General features: G+C 56.9%; 23 protein-coding genes. 11 read left to right on the top strand and 12 right to left on the bottom strand.

Features of this window, described 5'->3' with window-relative positions; translation table 11 throughout:
* The first annotated feature begins 47 nt into the window (after nucleotides 1-47).
* From WDB70_RS08070 to WDB70_RS08080, 3 genes are all read left to right on the top strand, one after another.
* Nucleotides 48-491, top strand: coding sequence for a hypothetical protein (locus WDB70_RS08070; protein ID WP_406663213.1), 444 nt, complete (start codon nucleotides 48-50; stop codon nucleotides 489-491).
* 99 nt (nucleotides 492-590) lie between these two features.
* Nucleotides 591-2354 carry an aminotransferase class V-fold PLP-dependent enzyme gene (locus WDB70_RS08075; RefSeq protein WP_406663215.1) on the top strand — a complete coding sequence of 588 codons (1764 nt, stop codon included), beginning with the start codon at nucleotides 591-593 and terminating at the stop codon, nucleotides 2352-2354.
* Nucleotides 2355-2382: 28 nt separating this feature from the next.
* The gene (locus WDB70_RS08080; protein ID WP_406663217.1) at nucleotides 2383-2550 is read left to right on the top strand and encodes a hypothetical protein; all 168 of its coding nucleotides are present in this window, start codon (nucleotides 2383-2385) and stop codon (nucleotides 2548-2550) included.
* Between the two features lie 44 nt (nucleotides 2551-2594).
* Here WDB70_RS08080 and WDB70_RS08085 read toward each other — a convergent pair whose 3' ends face one another.
* From WDB70_RS08085 to WDB70_RS08125, 9 genes are all read right to left on the bottom strand, one after another.
* Entirely contained in the window at nucleotides 2595-2906 is a 312-nt protein-coding gene (locus tag WDB70_RS08085) for an MGMT family protein (protein ID WP_406663219.1), read from the bottom strand.
* Complete coding sequence (locus tag WDB70_RS08090) at nucleotides 2875-4032, bottom strand: hypothetical protein (RefSeq protein WP_406663221.1); 1158 nt, start codon at nucleotides 4030-4032, stop codon at nucleotides 2875-2877. Before WDB70_RS08090 ends, WDB70_RS08085 begins: the two co-directional genes overlap by 32 nt.
* Nucleotides 4033-4164: 132 nt before the next feature.
* Nucleotides 4165-5418 (bottom strand): HD-GYP domain-containing protein, encoded by a 1254-nt coding sequence (locus WDB70_RS08095; RefSeq protein ID WP_406663223.1) that lies wholly within the window; start codon nucleotides 5416-5418, stop codon nucleotides 4165-4167.
* A 50-nt stretch (nucleotides 5419-5468) separates the two neighbouring features.
* Nucleotides 5469-6200, bottom strand: a complete 732-nt coding sequence (locus WDB70_RS08100) for a hypothetical protein (RefSeq protein WP_406663225.1) — start codon at nucleotides 6198-6200, stop codon at nucleotides 5469-5471.
* Nucleotides 6201-6252: 52 nt separating this feature from the next.
* Nucleotides 6253-6696, bottom strand: a complete 444-nt coding sequence (locus WDB70_RS08105; RefSeq protein WP_406663227.1) for a TspO/MBR family protein — start codon at nucleotides 6694-6696, stop codon at nucleotides 6253-6255.
* Nucleotides 6693-7313: a YIP1 family protein gene (locus tag WDB70_RS08110; RefSeq protein ID WP_406663229.1), complete on the bottom strand. Its 621-nt coding sequence runs from the start codon at nucleotides 7311-7313 to the stop codon at nucleotides 6693-6695. Before WDB70_RS08110 ends, WDB70_RS08105 begins: the two co-directional genes overlap by 4 nt.
* Before the next feature lie 10 nt (nucleotides 7314-7323).
* Nucleotides 7324-8112, bottom strand: a complete 789-nt coding sequence (locus WDB70_RS08115) for an SDR family oxidoreductase (RefSeq protein WP_406663231.1) — start codon at nucleotides 8110-8112, stop codon at nucleotides 7324-7326.
* A 34-nt stretch (nucleotides 8113-8146) separates the two neighbouring features.
* Nucleotides 8147-8905: a methyltransferase domain-containing protein gene (locus WDB70_RS08120; protein ID WP_406663233.1), complete on the bottom strand. Its 759-nt coding sequence runs from the start codon at nucleotides 8903-8905 to the stop codon at nucleotides 8147-8149.
* A complete protein-coding gene (locus tag WDB70_RS08125; RefSeq protein ID WP_406663235.1) occupies nucleotides 8902-9657 on the bottom strand; it encodes a Nif3-like dinuclear metal center hexameric protein in 756 nt (251 codons plus the stop codon). Before WDB70_RS08125 ends, WDB70_RS08120 begins: the two co-directional genes overlap by 4 nt.
* Before the next feature lie 153 nt (nucleotides 9658-9810).
* On the opposite strand from WDB70_RS08125, the gene WDB70_RS08130 reads away from it, so the two are divergent.
* The 3 genes from WDB70_RS08130 (at nucleotide 9811) to WDB70_RS08140 (ending at nucleotide 11272) form a co-directional block, all read left to right on the top strand.
* A complete protein-coding gene (locus WDB70_RS08130) occupies nucleotides 9811-10164 on the top strand; it encodes a hypothetical protein (protein WP_406663237.1) in 354 nt (117 codons plus the stop codon).
* Nucleotides 10121-10804, top strand: coding sequence for a hypothetical protein (locus tag WDB70_RS08135; RefSeq protein ID WP_406663239.1), 684 nt, complete (start codon nucleotides 10121-10123; stop codon nucleotides 10802-10804). Before WDB70_RS08130 ends, WDB70_RS08135 begins: the two co-directional genes overlap by 44 nt.
* 168 nt (nucleotides 10805-10972) lie before the next feature.
* Nucleotides 10973-11272: a YciI family protein gene (locus tag WDB70_RS08140; RefSeq protein ID WP_406663241.1), complete on the top strand. Its 300-nt coding sequence runs from the start codon at nucleotides 10973-10975 to the stop codon at nucleotides 11270-11272.
* Between the two features lie 27 nt (nucleotides 11273-11299).
* On the opposite strand, the gene WDB70_RS08145 is transcribed toward WDB70_RS08140, so the two are convergent.
* Together WDB70_RS08145 and WDB70_RS08150 are read right to left on the bottom strand one after the other, a co-directional pair.
* Nucleotides 11300-12154 carry an NAD(P)-dependent oxidoreductase gene (locus WDB70_RS08145; RefSeq protein ID WP_406663243.1) on the bottom strand — a complete coding sequence of 285 codons (855 nt, stop codon included), beginning with the start codon at nucleotides 12152-12154 and terminating at the stop codon, nucleotides 11300-11302.
* Between the two features lie 11 nt (nucleotides 12155-12165).
* Nucleotides 12166-13704 (bottom strand): FGGY-family carbohydrate kinase, encoded by a 1539-nt coding sequence (locus WDB70_RS08150; protein WP_406663245.1) that lies wholly within the window; start codon nucleotides 13702-13704, stop codon nucleotides 12166-12168.
* Nucleotides 13705-13774: 70 nt separating this feature from the next.
* Between WDB70_RS08150 and WDB70_RS08155 the strand changes: the two genes are divergently transcribed.
* From WDB70_RS08155 to cdd, 4 genes are read left to right on the top strand one after another with little or no spacing between them, the layout of a single operon-like run.
* Nucleotides 13775-14125 carry a CidA/LrgA family protein gene (locus WDB70_RS08155; RefSeq protein WP_406663247.1) on the top strand — a complete coding sequence of 117 codons (351 nt, stop codon included), beginning with the start codon at nucleotides 13775-13777 and terminating at the stop codon, nucleotides 14123-14125.
* Nucleotides 14115-14807, top strand: coding sequence for an LrgB family protein (locus tag WDB70_RS08160; RefSeq protein ID WP_406663249.1), 693 nt, complete (start codon nucleotides 14115-14117; stop codon nucleotides 14805-14807). The genes WDB70_RS08155 and WDB70_RS08160 overlap by 11 nt, the downstream gene beginning before the upstream one ends.
* Nucleotides 14804-15793: a 2-hydroxyacid dehydrogenase gene (locus WDB70_RS08165; RefSeq protein WP_406663251.1), complete on the top strand. Its 990-nt coding sequence runs from the start codon at nucleotides 14804-14806 to the stop codon at nucleotides 15791-15793. Before WDB70_RS08160 ends, WDB70_RS08165 begins: the two co-directional genes overlap by 4 nt.
* Before the next feature lie 7 nt (nucleotides 15794-15800).
* Nucleotides 15801-16679, top strand: a complete 879-nt coding sequence (gene cdd / locus WDB70_RS08170; RefSeq protein ID WP_406663253.1) for a cytidine deaminase — start codon at nucleotides 15801-15803, stop codon at nucleotides 16677-16679.
* Nucleotides 16680-16704: 25 nt separating this feature from the next.
* Here the strand turns inward: cdd and WDB70_RS08175 are convergent, their stop codons facing one another.
* Entirely contained in the window at nucleotides 16705-17556 is an 852-nt protein-coding gene (locus tag WDB70_RS08175; RefSeq protein ID WP_406663255.1) for an SPFH domain-containing protein, read from the bottom strand.
* Nucleotides 17557-17675: 119 nt separating this feature from the next.
* Here WDB70_RS08175 and WDB70_RS08180 point away from each other — a divergent pair, with 119 nt between their 5' ends.
* Complete coding sequence (locus tag WDB70_RS08180; protein ID WP_406663257.1) at nucleotides 17676-18722, top strand: hypothetical protein; 1047 nt, start codon at nucleotides 17676-17678, stop codon at nucleotides 18720-18722.
* The last annotated feature ends 51 nt before the right edge of the window (nucleotides 18723-18773 follow it).

Below are 18773 nucleotides of genomic sequence, written 5' to 3' on the forward strand. Positions count from 1 at the left end.
CTAATCCGTAGGTTTACGAAAACGTCAACTAAATCATGGAACTAATCATGTACAAACGTCACTTAAGACACTTTTTGTTATTAATGACCAGCCTCTTTTTGGTGGCCTGCAGTCAGGCACCGGCACCTGCGGAGTTAAGCCAGATCCTCAGCCGTCATTACCAGCGTGAGCTAGGCCCACAGGCTGTACTGGTACGTAACCTTAAAAAAAGTGGCGGCATCAAAGAAGATGACAAGCACTACAAAGTGGATGTGCATTACGACCTGGTTTTTCTAAAAAGTTTTGATGAGTTGGCCAACGACACTGAGCAAAGAGCCCGCCAGGGGCAATGGCTAAAAGCGCTCAATGATGGCCTGGGCCTGTGGCAACTACATTTACGTTTTGGCAAATTCAAAAGCGGAGATGTAGTCAAGGTTGACCAGCAGCTGACCTTAATCAAAACCGATGACGGCTGGGATCTGGCGGCGCACTGGCAAGATAAGGATCAGTAAAACGATGCCTGCCCGAATCTTTATGCATATTTAGAATATCGATATTCTAAATATGATATACAGACTGACATACCGTTGTTGTCAGTCTGGATAGGTTTTATGAGCAGTTTCTACCAGCGCCCGGAAATTTACCTGGACGCCAATGCCACCACACCGGTTTTGCCGGCGGCCGCCGAAGCCGCTATGTCGGTAATGCGAACTGGCTTTGGTAACCCCAGCTCCAGCCACAGCGCTGGTATTGCCGCCAAAGCATTAATGGAGCGGGTGCGTCAGCAGGCCCGCAATGTGATCGGTGCCCGTACTGGCCGTGTAATTTTCACCTCCGGTGCCACCGAAGGCATTCAAACAGCGGTAGTATCAGCACTGTCGGCCATCAAAGCCGACCCGGCAAAGCAAGACCAACCGCGAAAATTATTGCTATACGGCGCCACCGAACATAAAGCCGTGCCTAACACTTTACGCCACTGGAATGCCCTACTGGGCATCGGTGCCGAGGTTGTTGCCATTCCGGTGGGCCAAGATGGTTTGTTGGATCAGGACTTTCTGGCCCGCCACAGTGCCGATGCCTTACTGATCTGCACTATGGCGGTGAACAACGAAACGGGCGTCAAGCAGGATTTACAGGCACTCGAAGGCATCATTCGGCAGGCCAACCCTACGGCCTTGTGGCTGGTGGACTGTGTTCAGGCACTCGGTAAGGTAGCGCTCTCTCTTAGTGACATCAGCATTGATTACGCGCCATTTTCCGGCCACAAGCTTTATGCCATGAAAGGCGTCGGCTTTTTATATGTTCGCGAGGGTGCCCCTTGCTGTCCTTTCATTGCGGGTGGCGGCCAGGAGCAAGGGCTACGCAGTGGTACAGAGAACCTGCCGGGTATCGCCTCTTTGGCGCCGGTTCTAGATGCTCTACAAGACTCTGAACACCTGATTTTTCGTAGCCACGATACCCTGCAGCAGTACCGCCAGCAGCTCGCTGACACCCTCAAGCAGTGCTTCCCCGAAGTGGTGTTTAACGCGCCTTTGGCTATCAGCGTGCCAACCACTCTTAACTTTGCCGTGCCCGGTCTTAGCGCCACAACATTACTGACTCTGTTCGATGCTGCGGGGGTTCGTGTTTCATCCGGCTCGGCTTGTTCATCGGGTGCTAGCCGTTCCTTCGTACTTGATGCCATGGCCCTGCCCGGCTGGCAAAGCGAATCGGCTATTCGACTCAGCTTTGGCCCAGCAGACACTCAGCACACCATTACGGCAGCCTGTCAGCGGCTGCGTGAGGCCGCTCGGGCCTTACAACAATCGCCTGCAACGCTGCCGGAGGGGCTAAGCGTTTTCGCTGACAGTGCGGTGCTGGTAGCCGGCAAGCAAGCGATTTTACTCAACCCCAACGATGCGCTGCTAAAGCAACTCAAACCCCAGCTGTCAGCCCTGAACATTATCGCCACAGTCGAGCTGGCTGCGGCGGCAAAGGCGGCGCCAGTCAGTCTGGGAGATTACCAGTTGGCCGTAACGGCTGATGGCTGGCAGCTGCGCCACCATGGTCAGCCAATGACAACATTTCCCCTCCCCCTGCATGCTGCCCCGGCTCTGGCTCAGCTTCCCCCTGGCAGCGATTACCAGCTCATTGATGTCAGAGAGCCTTTTGAGTTTGCGCTTGGGCACCTGCCCGGTGCCGTTAACATTCCCCTGTCACAGTTGGCTAACCGGGCATTGAACGGTAACCTCGAAGGCAAGATAGTATGCTACTGCCGCTCTGGTGGTCGCGCCCAACAGGGTGCCGAGCAACTGGCCGGGCTGGGGCTGCAAGCCCGTTATCTGAACGACAGCTTGGCTCACCTGGTTGCCACACTGAGCGCAGCTGAAGAATAATAAGGTATGAAAATGAGGGGTTTGATGGATGTTTCACAATTACGATAACGTTGTCCGCATTATTGGCCTGGTACTGCTGATCCTCGGTTGGTTACTCAAAAGCCGTAACACCATGCTGATTGGCGGCTTGCTGATCTACGGAGCGCATTTTCTCGGAAATGAAATTGGTGGCACTTTGGACAAAGCCACACACTGATGAAAAAAGGTGCCGACAGGCACCTTTTTTATTGCAAAGAGACTTCATAACCCGGGCCACTGCGCCTCGGCCAACCGGACCCGGCCGGAGCCGGTCATGTTCACGCCTTCGGCCAGTAACCGCTGATGTTGCTCTTGGTGCTCCAGGCCACTGCGCGGGCTGCAACGGCCCTGGGCATTTACCACCCGGTGCCAGGGCAGCTGTGCCGGGCACTGGCCCATCAACCGGCCAACCTGGCGAGCATGCCAACCCAACAATGACGCCAGCTGGCCATATGTGGCCACTTGCCCTGGTGGAATAAGCGCCACCAGGGCGTAGAGTCGCTCAGCGTTTGTCGAGGTAGGACTGGCCGGCACAAAAATGCTCTAAGCAAGGCGTAGCGAAGCGTTTTTCCAGGCTGCGCAGCGTCGATTTTTTCTCTGGTGTATCCAATGCCAACAGCTTGATGGCAGCGTCCTGTACGCCTTTGAGACGAACATGCACCGGAATTACCGTACGTTGCCCTTCGCCAATGTCTTTCATGATGCTACGGGCCTGACCACAGCTAAAGACATATTGCCCCTGGAACTTCTGACGGCTGGCAGACCAGTAATTCCATTGCATCTCAAAATTATCCGGACGATAGGCACACCAGTACTGGGTGAGAGCCACCATCTGCCCCAGATGGTAATCCTTGGCCTTCACGCCGGGCATGACCTGCATGTTGACGTTACTGGTGGCAACCTGGAAGGTTCCCATGTTCATGCCTTTGTGCAATGACTTGGAAACGCCAACGTACTCTGGCATTTCCCAGGCATTGGAAGTGGCCGCCTGTACCGTTGTACGCTCAACCGGCGCTACCGGTGCCGGAGCGGGCTCTGCCGGCTTGGGCTGCGGCTTCGCCTTGGCCAGGGAAATAGGAGCAAGTTTCTCCCCTCTGAACTGACGTTCAACACGGTCAGCCAGCAAATTAAAGCGGGTTTTGATGTTGTCGATTTTGGCTACCGGCAGCGGTGTGCGCTGGCCGTTTTTCACATATCGCTGGTAAGCAATGGTGCCGTACTGGTCAAGGTAAAGGTCCAGGTCGGTTTCGTCGTCGGCACTTTTACCGCCAGGAGGTGACAACGTCCAGTTGGCGTCTTCCTGGTAACCGAACAGTTTACCGTTATCAACGAAGTAAAAATGCTCGCCGTAGCCTTTGTCACCGGATTCGATGCGCTCTTTCAGATAGCGCAGCTCACCATCGTCAAAATAAGCAACATAGCTGACAGTGCCGTTGTCATCGGTCAGTTCGCCGGCCACCTTTTTCATGTCATCGGTGCGGGAAAGAATACTGTCACGGCGCTGATCCAGCGCGTCTTGAATGGCGGGTGCCGGCAGGCGCACATCAACAGTGCGCTCCTTGGGAGCTTTTGGCGTGGCTGCCGGTGCTGGCGCTTTGTTGGCACAGCCCGCCAGCACCAGTGAAGCAAGCAGCAGCGTCCCTATCTTGTTATTGTGCATTGTGCTTTTCTCAGTGGCGGCGATGATGTTCATCGTACATTAACATTCTGCTAGCAAACGCTAGCCCTTTTTATATTAGCTTACAAGGTCTTATCGGTAGCCAACCAGTAAACATTTGCCAAAACGCCGCCGTTATCGCTTTTTCCCCAGCTCCATAAAATAACTGAGCTGGGTACGGGGTTTGAGATACAGCACTACATCCTCTTTTAGCTGTGACGGCCGTAATGGCTTGATGACACTGAGCCCTTCATCTTCCAAGTCTATTATGGCGGCCTGTTCACGGGGGATGGCAGGGTCGTAAATCAGTACCGAAGGGCTGAGCAGGCGCCGCCCATTCACCGACATGACAATGCCTGGCATTTCGTTACTGAGCCACACCAGGGTTCCGGGCGGATAGACACCCAAGACCCTGACCAGGTGCTGCACATAATCCTTGTTGAAGCGTGTCTGCCCCTCTTTAAACAGCGACGACAACACCCGATCAGGTGCCATCGGTGGACTGTGACGATGGCCATGGCAAAGGCTGTCATATTCATTGGCTACCGCCACCAGCTGCGCCAGCGGCGAGATGGCATCACCGCTTAGCCCCTGCGGGTACCCCGAGCCATCCAGGCGCTCATGATGCTGAGCGATTACCGCCGTCACGTCTTCCGGTAAACCGGCCAGGGCCTGCGCCAGCTCTTCACCGTATTTGGGGTGCTGGGCAATCAGGTTTTTTTCTGCCTGGGTGATATCGTGTGTTTTTTTCAGCACCGCCATGGGAATACGGCTTTTACCCAGATCATGAAACAGCCCCGCCAAACCAGCCAGATGGATCTGCTCCGGAGCCAGTTCCGCAGCGCTGGCCAACATTACTGATAGAACCGCCACATTGAGGCTGTGGTGATAAATGCCGCCATCGGTGCTGTCATCGTTGATCAGCTGCAATACCACATCATCCCGGCCATTAATGGCATCTACCAGCGCGTCAACCAGGCGGTTGGCATTGCTGATAGCCCCATCGCCATTACGCTTTACGTCACTGACAATCCCCTTGACCGTCGCCAAGGCCTGCTGAAAATCGGCCGCGGTTTTTTGCAACGCCCGGGCTTGCTGCTGTTGGCGGCTAATTTGCGCTTCTTTGCGCTCCTGTGCCTGCTGGCGTTCATCTTCGCTGGCACTTTGCTGTGGACGCAGTTCGGTGGTGGGTTGTAAACCGGTATCGGATTTATCGAGCCAGACTTCAACCTGCTTAAGCCCCAACCCGCGGATCAGGGCCAGTTGCTGCTCGTTACGGATTTTGAAGCGACGAAACAAAAACGGGTGTTCTGACCACTTCAGGGGTAACACCACATACAGACCGACGCTCAGTTGCGCCGGTGCCACATTAAGACGCTTGTTGGTCATCCCTGCTACTCACTTCGGTGACGATATACTCTTGTTTGTTATAGCTGAAATCAGGGCAAGAGGGAGGACGCACGGGAAGGCGCCACCACAAAGGCAAAACGGTAATTGGGTGTCGGCACTATTGGCGCAAATTGCAGATGCAGCCAACCGGCCAAGTGCTGGCGTTTGATCGGCTGCATGCTGGCCGCCACCTCCATGCCCGGAGGCACCATCAAGGTTAGGGTCAACGGCACCCGGTACTGCGCTTCATCAAAGCTCGGTAAAATCCGGCTGATATTAAAATTTTCCAGCCGCGCACGGGCATAAGTTTGACCGTCTTGCTGGCGTTGATGAATACTGTCAGGGGCACTATGAAAAGGCACTTTATAGTGGGCCTGCACCTTTAACCGTTGCGGCGCCAGCTGCTTGGGCAACGCCAGACGTACCAAGCCATGTTGGTCAAGGGTCCGTGGCTCGGTATCCAGCTGCTCGCCATTTTCCGTTTCCACGCGCATTTGCAGTTGCTCTAAGCCCCTGGCATGTAACCACAAATGGTTACTGGGTTCGGTTAAGCGCATCGTCACTGTGGCATCACCGCGAAAGTGCTTACTGTCAGGGTCAATCCACAGGGTCAGTTGATAGTGATCTGGCGCCGCCCATGTTGGCAGGGCATTGGTGGGTATGGCCTCAATAGAAGTACTGACGCCAGGCACATCAGGTAGTGACGGGGTAGCCACCTCAGATGACGGATGGCAACCCATCAGGGTGACGGCCAAAAGCAGCGCAAAACGAAACATAAACATCACCGTTACTTTTTATTAACAATAACAAAGGTGATGGTTTTGAGCGACTCTTTTATGCGCTGTTAAGCCATAGCAATGTGGCATTGAGCAGCAGGGCAAAGCCGACCCACAGTGCGTAGGGGAGCATTAGCCAAAAGCTCAGCCGATCGGTAGGGTGAAGAACTCGAAGCAGCCAAAAGATAGCGGCAAACAAAAAGGCAATATCCGCCAAGGCTAAAGCCATCAGGTGGGCACCAAAAAACAGCGGTGTCCAGGCGGCATTAGCGGCCAGTTGCAGGAAAAAAGGCAAGCGCCATTGCCGGTCAGGAGAGGGCCAGCGTCTTGCCAGCACCACCGCCATGAAGATGTAAAGCAAGGTCCACACCGGCGCGAACAGCCAGTTCGGTGGGTTAAAAGCAGGCTTCAGCAAGCCCTGATACCACGCCCCTGGCGGAAACAGCACGCCCGTGGCAGCCACCGCCGCTACCAGTAAAAAAGCCCCGACCCAGCGCATCATAACGCCCTTTGTAATGCCTCCGGCCCGATAACAGCCATCAGCGCCAACATGAAGATGATGGTAACTACGAGGATTGCCACAAAGCAGATCAGCAATAACGTGATGGTGGCTGCCAGGCCAATCCAGGCACTGAAGCCTGCCGCCTGGGCGAGCATTTTCGCCACCGTGAACAAGCTGTAAAGATTAAGCAGCAAGGTCAGCCAGACCGCCAGCACGGCCGGCCCACTTAACGACTGGGGGGCAAGCACCACAGCCTGGCCATAGACAAGATAAAGCAGCACCGCCAACAAGGCGCCTACGGTACTGGGCACTCCTCCCCAAGCTAGAGCCAGACGGGCCTGCTCGGTGCTGCACTGACCGCCCATCCAGCCAACCACAACCCGCATCAGCCACCCCGACAAATACCACATCACAATGGCGAATACCGGCAGTAGCAACAACACCAAAGCAATAGCAAAAGACGAGATGTGCCGACTAAAAAGCTGCTCCATTAACCCGGCATAGGCCGCAATGACCACCAACAACGCCGCGTTATTATTGGCCTTGGGACCGGCGTCCACTAACTGGAACGTCTCACGGGGTTTGTACCACAACCACAACAATGCCTTGACCGGCATAACCACTCCTTCAGTTATAACGCTGCTTAGCAACCATTTTTCTTACCAGCCCCGGCAGCCAGCGTTGTAGTTTAGGCGCCAGCACCGACATGCCGCGGCCAATGATCACTTCGTCTTTTCCCGCCAGCATGGCGCTGGCAATGGCCTCGGCACAAGCCTGGGCGCTGATCCCCCCATCCACACCGGGGTCACTGTGCCCTTGCGGTTGTCCATCGCCCGTCAGTGCCAAACGCGCAATATCGGTTTGTACAAAGCCCGGGCAGACTGTCAGGCACTGAACGCCCTCTGCCGCCACTTCTGCACGCAAGCAATCCATAAAACCAATGGCAGCAAATTTTGCTCCAGAGTAACCGGAACGCAGCTGTGAGCCGACCTTCCCGGCCACCGAGGCAACAGTAACAATGCGCCCCTGCCGGCGCGCCAGCATCCCTGGCAACACCAGCCGAGTCAGGGCCACAACCGAGAAATAATCGACTTCCATCAAGCGCCGGTAAACCGCCAAATCGGTATCAACAACGGCACTGCGCTGGGAGATACCAGCGTTGTTGATCAGCACATCAATCTGCTGGCCAGCCAGTTTTTCGGCTGCGTCAGCGGCGGCTGCGTCAGCGTCAGAAAGATCCAATACCAATACCTGGTGGCGCTGCGGCTCCGGCAGTGACTGGCGCAAAGCTTCCAGTTCGCTCTCACGGCGAGCACTTAAAATGAGACTGGCCCCACGGGCCGCCAGGTGCCGGGCCAGCGCCGCACCAATACCACTGGACGCGCCGGTCAGCCAAATCGTTTGCTCAGTAAACATCCCCTCTCCTTGTGACGTCGATCATTGCCCTAGCCTACTGGCTGCTGGCCGGTGCTGGCAATTTGTGGATCAACCAATGCTGATAACGAGCCAGCGCCCGGTACGGGTCACGGTTGGCCACCTTTTCTTCCCAGTGGATGCGGGTAGCCAGATCCGGTTCGTGCTGCCCTTTTTGGAAGTAATCAGAAAAGCAGCGAATGCCGGTTTTCACCAACACCTCTACCGGCTGAGCAGCGAGCCAGTCGGCTACTTCTTCCGGCCACAGCGGCTGCGGCGGCGTCAGGCTTTTGCCACCACCGTAGCGGCCCCGGCTAAGGTGACCGAAGTTACCGCGAATAAGGTGGTTAAAATCAATACTGTGGCGGTTATAAAACAGCAGTGACAAATGCCCGCCCGGCGCTACCCGGGCTAACGCCTGGGCCAACGCCTGAGGCTGCTCGGCTAGCCACTCCAGAACCGCATGAAAAATCACCAGTGGATACTGGCCGTCAAGTGCCTGCAATGGCTGGTCGCTCACGCCAATATCCAGACCCGCGGCCAAGAAGCGCTTTTGCGCTTCCTGGCGCATTGGTGCTGACGGTTCAGTGAACGTCAGCTGGTGCCCCATTTGTGCCAGCAGCAAGGTCATATCACCCTGACCACCACCAATATCCAGCACCCGGGTCGGTGTACTCAGCAGTGGCGTCAAATCACGCAGCAGCAGGTGCTGGCGCAAGACTCCTTTGTAACTGCCATAGATACGCTGCCCGAATTTCCCGGCCAGGGACTCATCAAAGATCCGATCACCGTTCATACCGGATTTGCTACATCCATAAACTGCGCGTCCAGGCCAAGGTGCAGTTGCAAGTGCTCCGCCAGTGCCTGAACCCCGCCACGCTCGGTGGCATGGTGGCCGGCCGCAAAATAATGAATGCCCCGCTCAGCGGCAATGTGGGTGGTACGTTCTGATACCTCACCGGAAATAAAAGCATCCACTCCGGCGTCAGCCGCCATATCGATGTAATCTTGCGCGCCGCCGGTGCACCAGGCCAGAGTGCGAATAGACTCAGGACCACCGGGCAGGTGCAAAGGCCTCTGCCCCAGACGCTGCTGCAGGTGGCCAATAACGTCTTGGCTGCTCATCGCCTGGCGCAGCTGGCCATGAAAAACCAGTGCCCGGCCGGGCTCATCATCCAAGGCGCCCAGTACATCAATATCCAGTCGTTTCGCTAACTGGGCATTGTTGCCCAGCTGCGGGTGGGCATCCAGCGGCAGGTGGTAGGCCAACAAGTTAATGTTGTGTGCCAGCAGCGCCTTGATCCGCTGCGCTTTCATGCCGGTGATCACCGCCGGCTCGTTTTTCCAAAAATAGCCGTGGTGTACCAGCAGGGTGTCTGCGCCCCAGGCAATGGCTTTTTCAATCAAAGCCTGACTGGCGGTAACACCGGTCATCACCCGTGCGACCCGATCACTGCCCTGCACCTGCAGGCCGTTCGGGGCATAGTCACGAAACTGCCCACAGGCCAGCAGTTTATCGAGGTGTTCAACGAGTTCCTGACGCTTCATAACAACTCCAGATGGCATTTGTGGCGCTAAGAGTAATAGAGCGCTGCAGCGCTGAAAAGCCGCGCGATTAGACAGCGGAGGCGAAAAACAGTATAAAATCTGCTCCGTTACATCAGCATTCCATGCAAAAAGCAAAAAACAAAGGAAAGGCACATGGCCACGTTGGATAAAGAAAAAGTACTGGCAGCTTTCAGTGCTGCTTACGAAGCCAAACACGGCAAAGCCCCAGAGGTAGAACAAAAAGGCAGCTGGTACGCCATTGATGGCGGTAAAAGTGTCCGTCTGGCCGATTTGGATGCCATGGCACAGGAACTGACCGGTGATGCTCCTGCAGCCAAACCGGCGGCCAAAAAAGCGGCTCCGAAAGCAGCAGCCAAAGCGGCACCGGCGAAAAAGCCCGCCGCTGCCAAAGTCTCAGCCGGTAACGGCGGCCTGAGCCCTGCCGCGTTCTGGGAAGATCAGCTTGAACAGCGTGATCATCACTGCCGACGCCCACGTGGTTTCTGAGAAAAAACGCCGGCTTAGCCGGCGTTTTTTTCTGCTGGTGGCGCTGCTGCTGAGCGGCTGCGCCGGCCCCATGGCCCGTTATCAGGCGGCCATAGCTGACGCCGCGGTGATTTCAGCTGACGAGATCCAGCCATTACCAGCCATTGCCGCCGGCCCCGTTCAGGTTGTGACCTGGGCTGACGACTACCAGCATTACCACACTGGCCAGCAACTGCGCCTGCCAAACGATGTCTGGGTCACACTGGCCGGTGCGGTCAAGCCCTGGTGCCGCCATTACCCCCGGCTGACCGAAGGCTTACAGGGGTTGCTGGGGTTACCCCCCGTTGCTGGAGAAAAGCGTGCTTTTGTCAGCTTTACCGTCGCTAGCAGCAGCCTGTTTCGCCCCTGTGCCAACCCCAGTATCAGTACCCACCGCTGTGGCCCGGATATGCCCGCACAGGTGAGCAGTCAGTACCGGGCCTGGTTTGCCACCCAAACAACGGTTTCATACCAGCGCCATGGCTACCCCTGGACCCGTCTTGGTTATACCTACAATTACAACCCGGGTGCCAGTGAAGTAGGGCCTGCCGAACTGGTGATCCGCAAGGGCGCTATCGTGACGGTGACAGCCATTACCAGCAGCAGCGATTATTGCCGCTAACGTCATGAAACTGTCATCGCCCGACGGCACTATAGTCACCGCAGCGGTAGCGATACACCCTGCTGCATGGATCGACATCTTGATTGCCATCTTTTGCCTCGCTCTGCGGGGCTTTTTATTTTTCCCGCCAAGCGTTTATGCTTTGCTTTTAGGCAAAGAGTGATTGGCATGCTGTACATGATCATCGGCCACGATGTGGCCCATTCCCTACCCAAGCGGGCAACAGCGCGAGCAGAACACCTGGCGCGGCTGGAAAAGCTGCAAGCACTCGGCAAACTAGTGCTGGCCGGCCCCAACCCGGCCATTGACGCCAATGACCCCGGCGAAGCCGGTTTTACTGGGTCATTGATTGTTGCCGAGTTTGCCAGCCTGGAAGACGCCAAACAGTGGGCTGATGCCGACCCTTACCTGGCTGCGGGTGTCTATGAACGGGTAGAGGTCAAACCCTTCAAGAAAGTGTTGCCATAAAAAAACGCGCCGGTCGGCGCGTTTTTCTTAACGAGTAAAGCGGGTAAGCAAACTGGAGGTATCCCAGCGATTGCCCCCTTGTTGCTGCACTTCTGCATAGAACTGATCAACCAGTGCCGTCACCGGTAAGCTGGCGCCGTTACGCCCGGCCTCGGCCAGGGCAATAGCCAGATCTTTACGCATCCAGTCAACCGCAAAGCCAAAATCGTACTGCCCTTTGTCCATGGTCAAAGCGCGATTTTCCATCTGCCAGCTTTGCGCCGCACCTTTGGCGATCACTTCAACCACATCCGCCACATTAAGGCCGGCTTGCTGGGCAAAGTGCACCCCTTCAGCCAGCCCCTGAACAACACCGGCAATACAGATCTGATTGACCATTTTGCACAGTTGGCCGCTGCCGGCATCACCCAGCAACTTGATTTGCTTGGCATAGGTTTGCAGTACCGGCTCGGCGCGCTGATACACCGGTGCATCACCACCCACCATGATGGTCAGCTGGCCATTCTGGGCCCCGGCTTCGCCACCGGAGACCGGCGCATCAAGAAAACCGATACCGCGAGCGGCCAGGTGCTGGTGCAGCTCTCGCGCAAGATCGGCACTGGCAGTGGTGTGATCAACCACAATGGCATTGGCCACCAGGCCCGGTTCAGCCGCCGTCAGTACCGCACGCACATCCTGATCATTACCGACACACAGCATCACCAGCTCGGCCTCAGCGACCGCTTCGGCGGGAGTCGGCGCCATGCGGCCACCGTATTCGTTCACCCACTGATTTGCTTTGGCGGTGGTGCGGTTATATACGCAGACATCCAGCCCAGCTTTTTGCAGGTGCCCTGCCATGGGGTAACCCATCACCCCCAGCCCAAGAAATGCCACTTTCATTGCGTCATGCCTCATTTGATGCGTTTGTACAAAGGTCTGAGCTTGCCATAGAGTGGCCGGTATATCTCGCGGTAAAGCTGCTCATACGTCAAAACGTTAGCTGGGTCAGGCAAGAAGCGCTGACCACTGTGGCACATGGCCCGACTAGCCAGGGCAAAATCCGGATACCAGCCAAGGCCAACGGCTGCCGCCATGGCGGCGCCAAGGCCTGAGGCTTCATAGGTATGGGGGCGCTCTACCTCCACCGCCAGCACATCAGCAAGGATCTGCATTACCTGATCCGACTGACTGCCACCGCCACTGACCCGGATCCGCAACAGCGGCTGGCCAAGGGCTTTTTCTATTCGCTCTTTGCCCTGGCGCAGGGCATAGGCAATGCCTTCGATCACCGCCCGGTAAAGATGCGCCCGGGTATGCTGGTCACTCAGTCCCACCAGCGCCCCACGGGCTTCCGGCCCAGGGTAAATAATGCCGGGAGCGACATGCGGGTCAAAGACCAGGCCATCGGATCCTGGGGCCACTTTTGCCAGCAAGGGTTCAAGTTGTTCCTCCGGTAGCGTGGCCTGGGCCTGGGCCGCCTGACACTCGGCATGGCCAAATTCCCGTAGCAGCCAATTCACCAGCCAAAAGCCGCGGTTAAGCTGCATTTCCAGGCAGTAATGCCCTGGCACCAGAGCCGGGTACGGCGGTAAAAAGCGCACCGCCTCGCGATAACGCTCACTGATACCGATGATGGTAGCGGTGGTGCCTAGGCTGATGGAGGCGCTGTGTTGGTCAGTGACACCGGCACCGGCCACCTCAGCCTGCTTATCGCCACCGGCAGCAAACAGCACTAACCCTTCCGGCAGGCCCGTGGCTTTTGCTGCCGCAGCACTCAGGGCGCCTAGCGGCTGGCCAGGGGGCACCAGTTCGGGCAACTGCTCTGGCCGCACCGCCAGTGCCTGCCATTTCCAATCCCAGCGCCGCGCCCATTGCTGGTGACGGTAAGAAAAGGGTAAATACCCCACCTGGGATGCAACCGAATCGCGGAAATGCCCGGTCAGCTTGGCCGTCAGCCAGGCTGACAACAACCCGACATGGGCCGTTTGCCGATGCAGTTCTGGCTGGTGTTGTGCCACCCAGTTGAGTTCGGCTTCTGCCTGAAAATAGCGCACCGTGCTGAGCTGGCCGGCAAGAGCCAGGGCCAGGCGCCACGGCCAGCTCAATGGTGGCAAACGGCTGGCGCGACGTTTGTCAGGCCAGATAATGGCCGGGCGCAGTGGCTGCCAGTGACTATCAAGGTGCAATAGCGTACTGCGCTGCGTGGTCAGGGCTGCCCCAGCAATGGCTGAGGGAGACACTCCGGACTCACGCAACACTCCCCGGCACGCTTTACACAATGCCTCCCAGAAACGCTGCGGTGCCAATTCAGCACGGCCATCAGGCCCCGTTTCAAAAGGCGGTTCGAGTGGCACCTGGTACTTAAAGTGCAACTGGCCGTCAGCAGCAAATAACAAGGCCCGGACCGACTGAGTGCCGTTATCCAGAGCCAGCAAGTAAGTTGGCGACAAAAATTCCCATCTCCGGGTTGTAATGGCCGTGATAGAATGACGGTAAAATCCCTTCTGTTTCAATACTGTCATGAAACTGCTGCGCGCCTTTGCAGTCATCTTTGCCTGTTTGTATCTGGGTAAAGGGCTGGTGCAGCTCACCGGGCTGCCTATTCCCGGCGCCATTGTCGGGTTGCTGTTGCTGTTCGTGTTACTGAGCACGGGCCTGCTTGCTGGCAGCTGGCCGGCACCGGCGGCCAGTCTGCTGATGCGCCACATGACTTTATTGTTTATCCCGGCCGGTGTCGGCCTGATCAATTACCTTGACTTGCTGAGCCGTCATGCGGCGGTGTTGCTGGGCACCACGCTGATCAGTACTTGGTTGGTGATCGCACTGGTTGGCTGGCTTCATCAGGCCATGGAGAAACGCCATGGTCGTTAACCTGGCCCTGCTGGCCCTGACCTTAGTGCTGTATGGGCTGTTCCGCTGGCTACAGGGGCAACTGCGTAGCCCCTTGTTAAATCCCGTATTGTTAGCCATTGCCTGTTTGGTACCGCTGCTGTTGTGGCTGGACATTCCCTACAGCCGTTACCGCCAGGCAACCTGGCTTATCAACACCTTTTTAGAACCAGCGGTGGTGGCCCTGGCCTATCCGCTTTATCAGCAATTGGGGCTGATCCGGGCGCAGTGGCGAGCCTTGCTGACCACATGCAGTATCGGGGTCATACTGGCCATGGGCCTGACCCTGCTGCTGGCAACCCTGCTCGGTGCCGATCAACAGGTATTGATGTCGCTGGCGCCGAAGGCAGTCACCACCCCTATTGCCATGGGTGTCAGTGAAAAACTGGGGGGGATCCCCGCCCTGACAGCGGTATTGGTGATCCTGGCGGGCATTGCCGGAGCCATGCTGGGGCCAGCTATTCTCGACCGGCTACAGGTCACATCGGCACAGGCGAGGGGCCTAGCCATGGGCTGCGCCGCCCATGCCGTCGGCACCGCTCGCATGGTCGACGAAAGCCCTCAGGCAGGGGCATTTGCCGGGCTGGCACTTACCCTGTGCGGTATTATTACGGCTACCATAGCGCCAATTGTGGTGCCCTTGTTGCTGGAGTGGATCCGATGAAAGTTGCAGTATTTTCTGCCAAACCCTACGACATCAGCAGCCTGCAGCAGGCGGATAGCAGCATTCAGTGGCTGCCGGTGGATTGCCGACTCAATGCCGGCACGGTAGCCATGGCCAGCGGCTGTGATGCCATTTGTGCCTTTGTTAATGATGATCTTGGCGAAGAAAGCCTACAGGCTTTGGCAGCTCAGGGGGTCAAACATGTCGCGCTACGCTGCGCTGGCTATAACAACGTGGCCATTGCCGCCGCAGAACGATTGGGCATCACCATTACCCGTGTGCCGGCCTACAGCCCGCAAGCGGTGGCCGAACACGCCGTGGCCCTGATGCTGATGCTAAGCCGGCACCTGCACCGGGCCTACAACCGGGTCCGCGAAGATAACTTCAGCCTCAACGGCCTGCTGGGATTTAACTTTCATGGCAAAACGGTGGCCATTGTTGGTACCGGTACTATTGGCTTGGCCTGCGCCCAGATCCTCAAAGGCTTTGGTTGCCAGCTGCTTGGTGTTGACCCTAACCCCAGACGTGAATTTACCGACCTCGGCGGCCAGTACCTGCCGTTAACAGCGGCACTGGCGAAAGCCGATGTAATTTCCCTGCACTGCCCACTTACCCCACAAACGTTGCATATTATCGGCCCGTCGCAACTGGCAGTGATGAAACCCGGCACCATGTTGATCAACACCGGCAGAGGTGCTCTACTAGACACCCAGGCGGCCATCACGGCGCTTAAATCAGGGCAGTTGGGTTACCTGGGGCTAGACGTATATGAACAAGAGGGAGACCTGTTTTTTGAGGATCTCTCCGATCGCATCATCCCAGATGATGTGTTTCAGCGGCTGCTGACTTTCCCCAATGTGGTAATCACCGGGCATCAGGGTTATTTCACCCGTGAAGCTCTGGACGCCATCGCCAGCACCACGGTGCAGAATTTGCGTACCGAGGCAGCGGGAAAGCGTAGCCCAAATGCATTGACCAAGGCTTAAAACACGGATGAACAACTCTTTTATGGCGGCTTCATTGCCGCTTTTGCCGTCGCTGCTGCAAAAACCAGTGGCAGACTGGCTGACCCGTACCCCCTTTAGTGCCCGCGTTGACAGCGCCACAGTCAAGCACTGGTGCCAGTTAAGCGGCCTCGACAGCGAACAGCTGATGCTGGCACTGCTGCCCATCGCCCGAGGGCTGGGCCGGGCGGCGATCTCCCATTTTGATGTAGGTGCTATTATCGAAGGGGCCTCCGGCACCTGGTATATGGGCGCCAATCTGGAGTTTCCAGGCGCCGCCATGGGTATGACTGTCCACGCCGAGCAATGCGCCATTACCCATGGTCGGCAATGTGGTGAACAGCGTTTTACCACGCTGGCGGTCAATTACAGCCCTTGCGGCCATTGCCGGCAGTTTATGAGTGAGCTCAGTGCGGATCTGTCGCTGCGGATCTTACTGCCGGGGCGGCCACCGGCCACTCTGGCTGACTATCTGCCCGATGCCTTTGGCCCCTGGAGCCTGGAAAAACAGCAACGCTTACTGGACCCGCCGACGCAATCATTGGCAACGCTCAGCAATGACCCGCTGCATCAGGCAGCTTGCCAGGCCGCCAGCCATAGTCATGCCCCCTACTCTGCCACCCTGGCCGGTGTTGCACTGCAACTGGGCGATGACATCATTACCGGCAGCTACCAGGAAAACGCCGCCTACAACCCAACGCTGCCACCGCTACAAGCGGCCTTGATCATGGCCCGCGTCAACGGTTTATCCTGGCAGGCCAGCCGGCTGGTACTGGCCCAGCGGCGCCGCCATAGCTGCCTGTTGGATAGCACCGCACAACTGGCCACAGCCTTAGGCTTGCCCGCTCCAGAACACCTGCCGTTATAACAAAGGGGCCAGCGGCCCCTTTTTGTTAACGCCCGCCGGTGTTGAGTACCGGTTGGGGCTGCGCTTCACCACAAAGCACCACCAGCAGGTTCGACACCATGTCAGCCTTGCGTTCGTCATCCAATTGCACAATGTCTTCCTGGCTGAGTTTTTCCAGCGCCATCTGCACCATCGATACTGCGCCTTCAACCACTTGCGCCCTGGCCGCCACCACTGCCGCCGCCTGTTGCCGACGCAACATCGCAGAGGCAATTTCCGGCGCATACGCCAGGTGGGAGATCCGGGCTTCAATGACATCCACGCCGGCTTTGTTCAAGCGCGCCTGAATTTCACCTTTGAGTTTGTCAGCAATATCCTGGGTATGGCTGCGTAGCGACATCTGCCCGTCCTGATGCTGATCATAAGGGTAAGACGTCGCCAGATTTCGCACCGCCGCTTCCGACTGAATGGACACAAAATCCTCGAAGTCATCCACCTCAAAGACCGCCTCGTAGGTATCAACAACCCGCCAAACCACCACTGCTGCTATTTCGATGGGGTTACCGGTTTCGTCGTTAACCTTGAGTTTGTCACTTTCAAAGTTGCGAACCCGCAGCGAGACTCGCTGTTTGGAGTAAAACGGGTTAGCCCAGCGCAGCCCTGGTGTCACCACAGTGCCGGTATAGCTGCCAAATAGCTGCAGCACCTTGGCGTCATTGGGCGCAACCATGAAAAACCCAAACAGGCAGACAAAAGCTATCAGCCCTAACAGCAACGCCAGCACTTTTACAAAACCAACCGGTACCGCCACGATCACCACCGCACAGCTCACCATCACTACCGGTAGCAGTACCAGCATGACAAAACCGGACGGTACATTTCGACGTTTTTCACTCATGGTGTTGTCTCCTTACCCATCTGCACCTATGGCAAAGCAAAACGCCATTAATAGCAAGAAAGATTGTCGTAGCCCTAGTGCCTTTGGCATGCTTAACCGAGATCTAATAAGGACTGTTCATGACACTGCCGTTTATTATCAAGGCAGGCGCCAGCGCTAAAGCGCGCCTGTTGGCCGAAGGCTTTTCACCAACACTGTTCAGCGCCATGTTGGGCGCCTCCGGCGGCCCCAAGTGGTTTATTCTCTCCGGCCTCGATCGCTACCTGGCGGCGGAATTTTTACCGGCCAGCCAGCGGCCAATTGATTTGTTGGGTAGCTCGGTGGGCGGCTGGCGAATGGCCGCCCACGCCAGCGACAAACCGGTTGCGGCTCTGACCCGTTTTCGTGATTTTTATCACCACCTCACCTACAGCAAGAACGCCGATGCCAGGGAGATATCAGACTCCAGCCGCGCCATGGTACAAACTCTGCTGGCCGAACAAGGGGCCGCGACTATCGTCAATAACCCGCAGCGGCGGCTCAATATCATTACCGCAGGTTGCAAAGGGCTGGTGCGCTTTGAGCGCAAACCGGTGCAACTGTTGGGGTTGGGTCTGGCGGCGGCAGCCAACTTGTTGTCACGGCGCCAGTTGCAGCACTTTTTTACCCGCACCGTGCTGCATGCCGGAGCCAAACCCCATTGGTTTTCCACCACTGATTTGCCTACCGAATACTTGCCGCTGAGCACGCACAATCTGGCCGCCGCTCTGGAAGCCACCGGTGCCATTCCCATGGCGCTGGAAGGCGTCACCATGCCCGGCAGCCGTCAACCGCTGCACCGCGATGGTGGCATCATCGATTACCATTTTGATTTGCCGTTACAACCCGATGGCCTGGTGCTGTATCCACATTTTTATGACCGGGCCATTCCCGGCTGGTTTGATAAGTCCCTGCGCTGGCGCCAACCACAAGCGCAACACTATGACCAAGTTGTGATGATCGCGCCGTCACCGACCCTGGTGGCCAGCCTGCCTTATCAAAAAATTGCTGATCGTAAAGACTTTGTTCACCTGGATGACAAGACCCGCATTGCTTACTGGCAAGCGGTGATCGACGCCAGTAACCGCCTGGCAGACAGCTTTGCTGCCAGCCTCAAAAATGATAGCTGGCGCCAAGCCCTGCTGTGAGCTGTGCTATGCTGCGCCGCCACAACCCTACAACAATAAAACAGCATCAGG

Source organism: Gallaecimonas aegicerasi, from assembly GCF_045291545.1.
GTDB lineage: Bacteria > Pseudomonadota > Gammaproteobacteria > Enterobacterales > Gallaecimonadaceae > Gallaecimonas.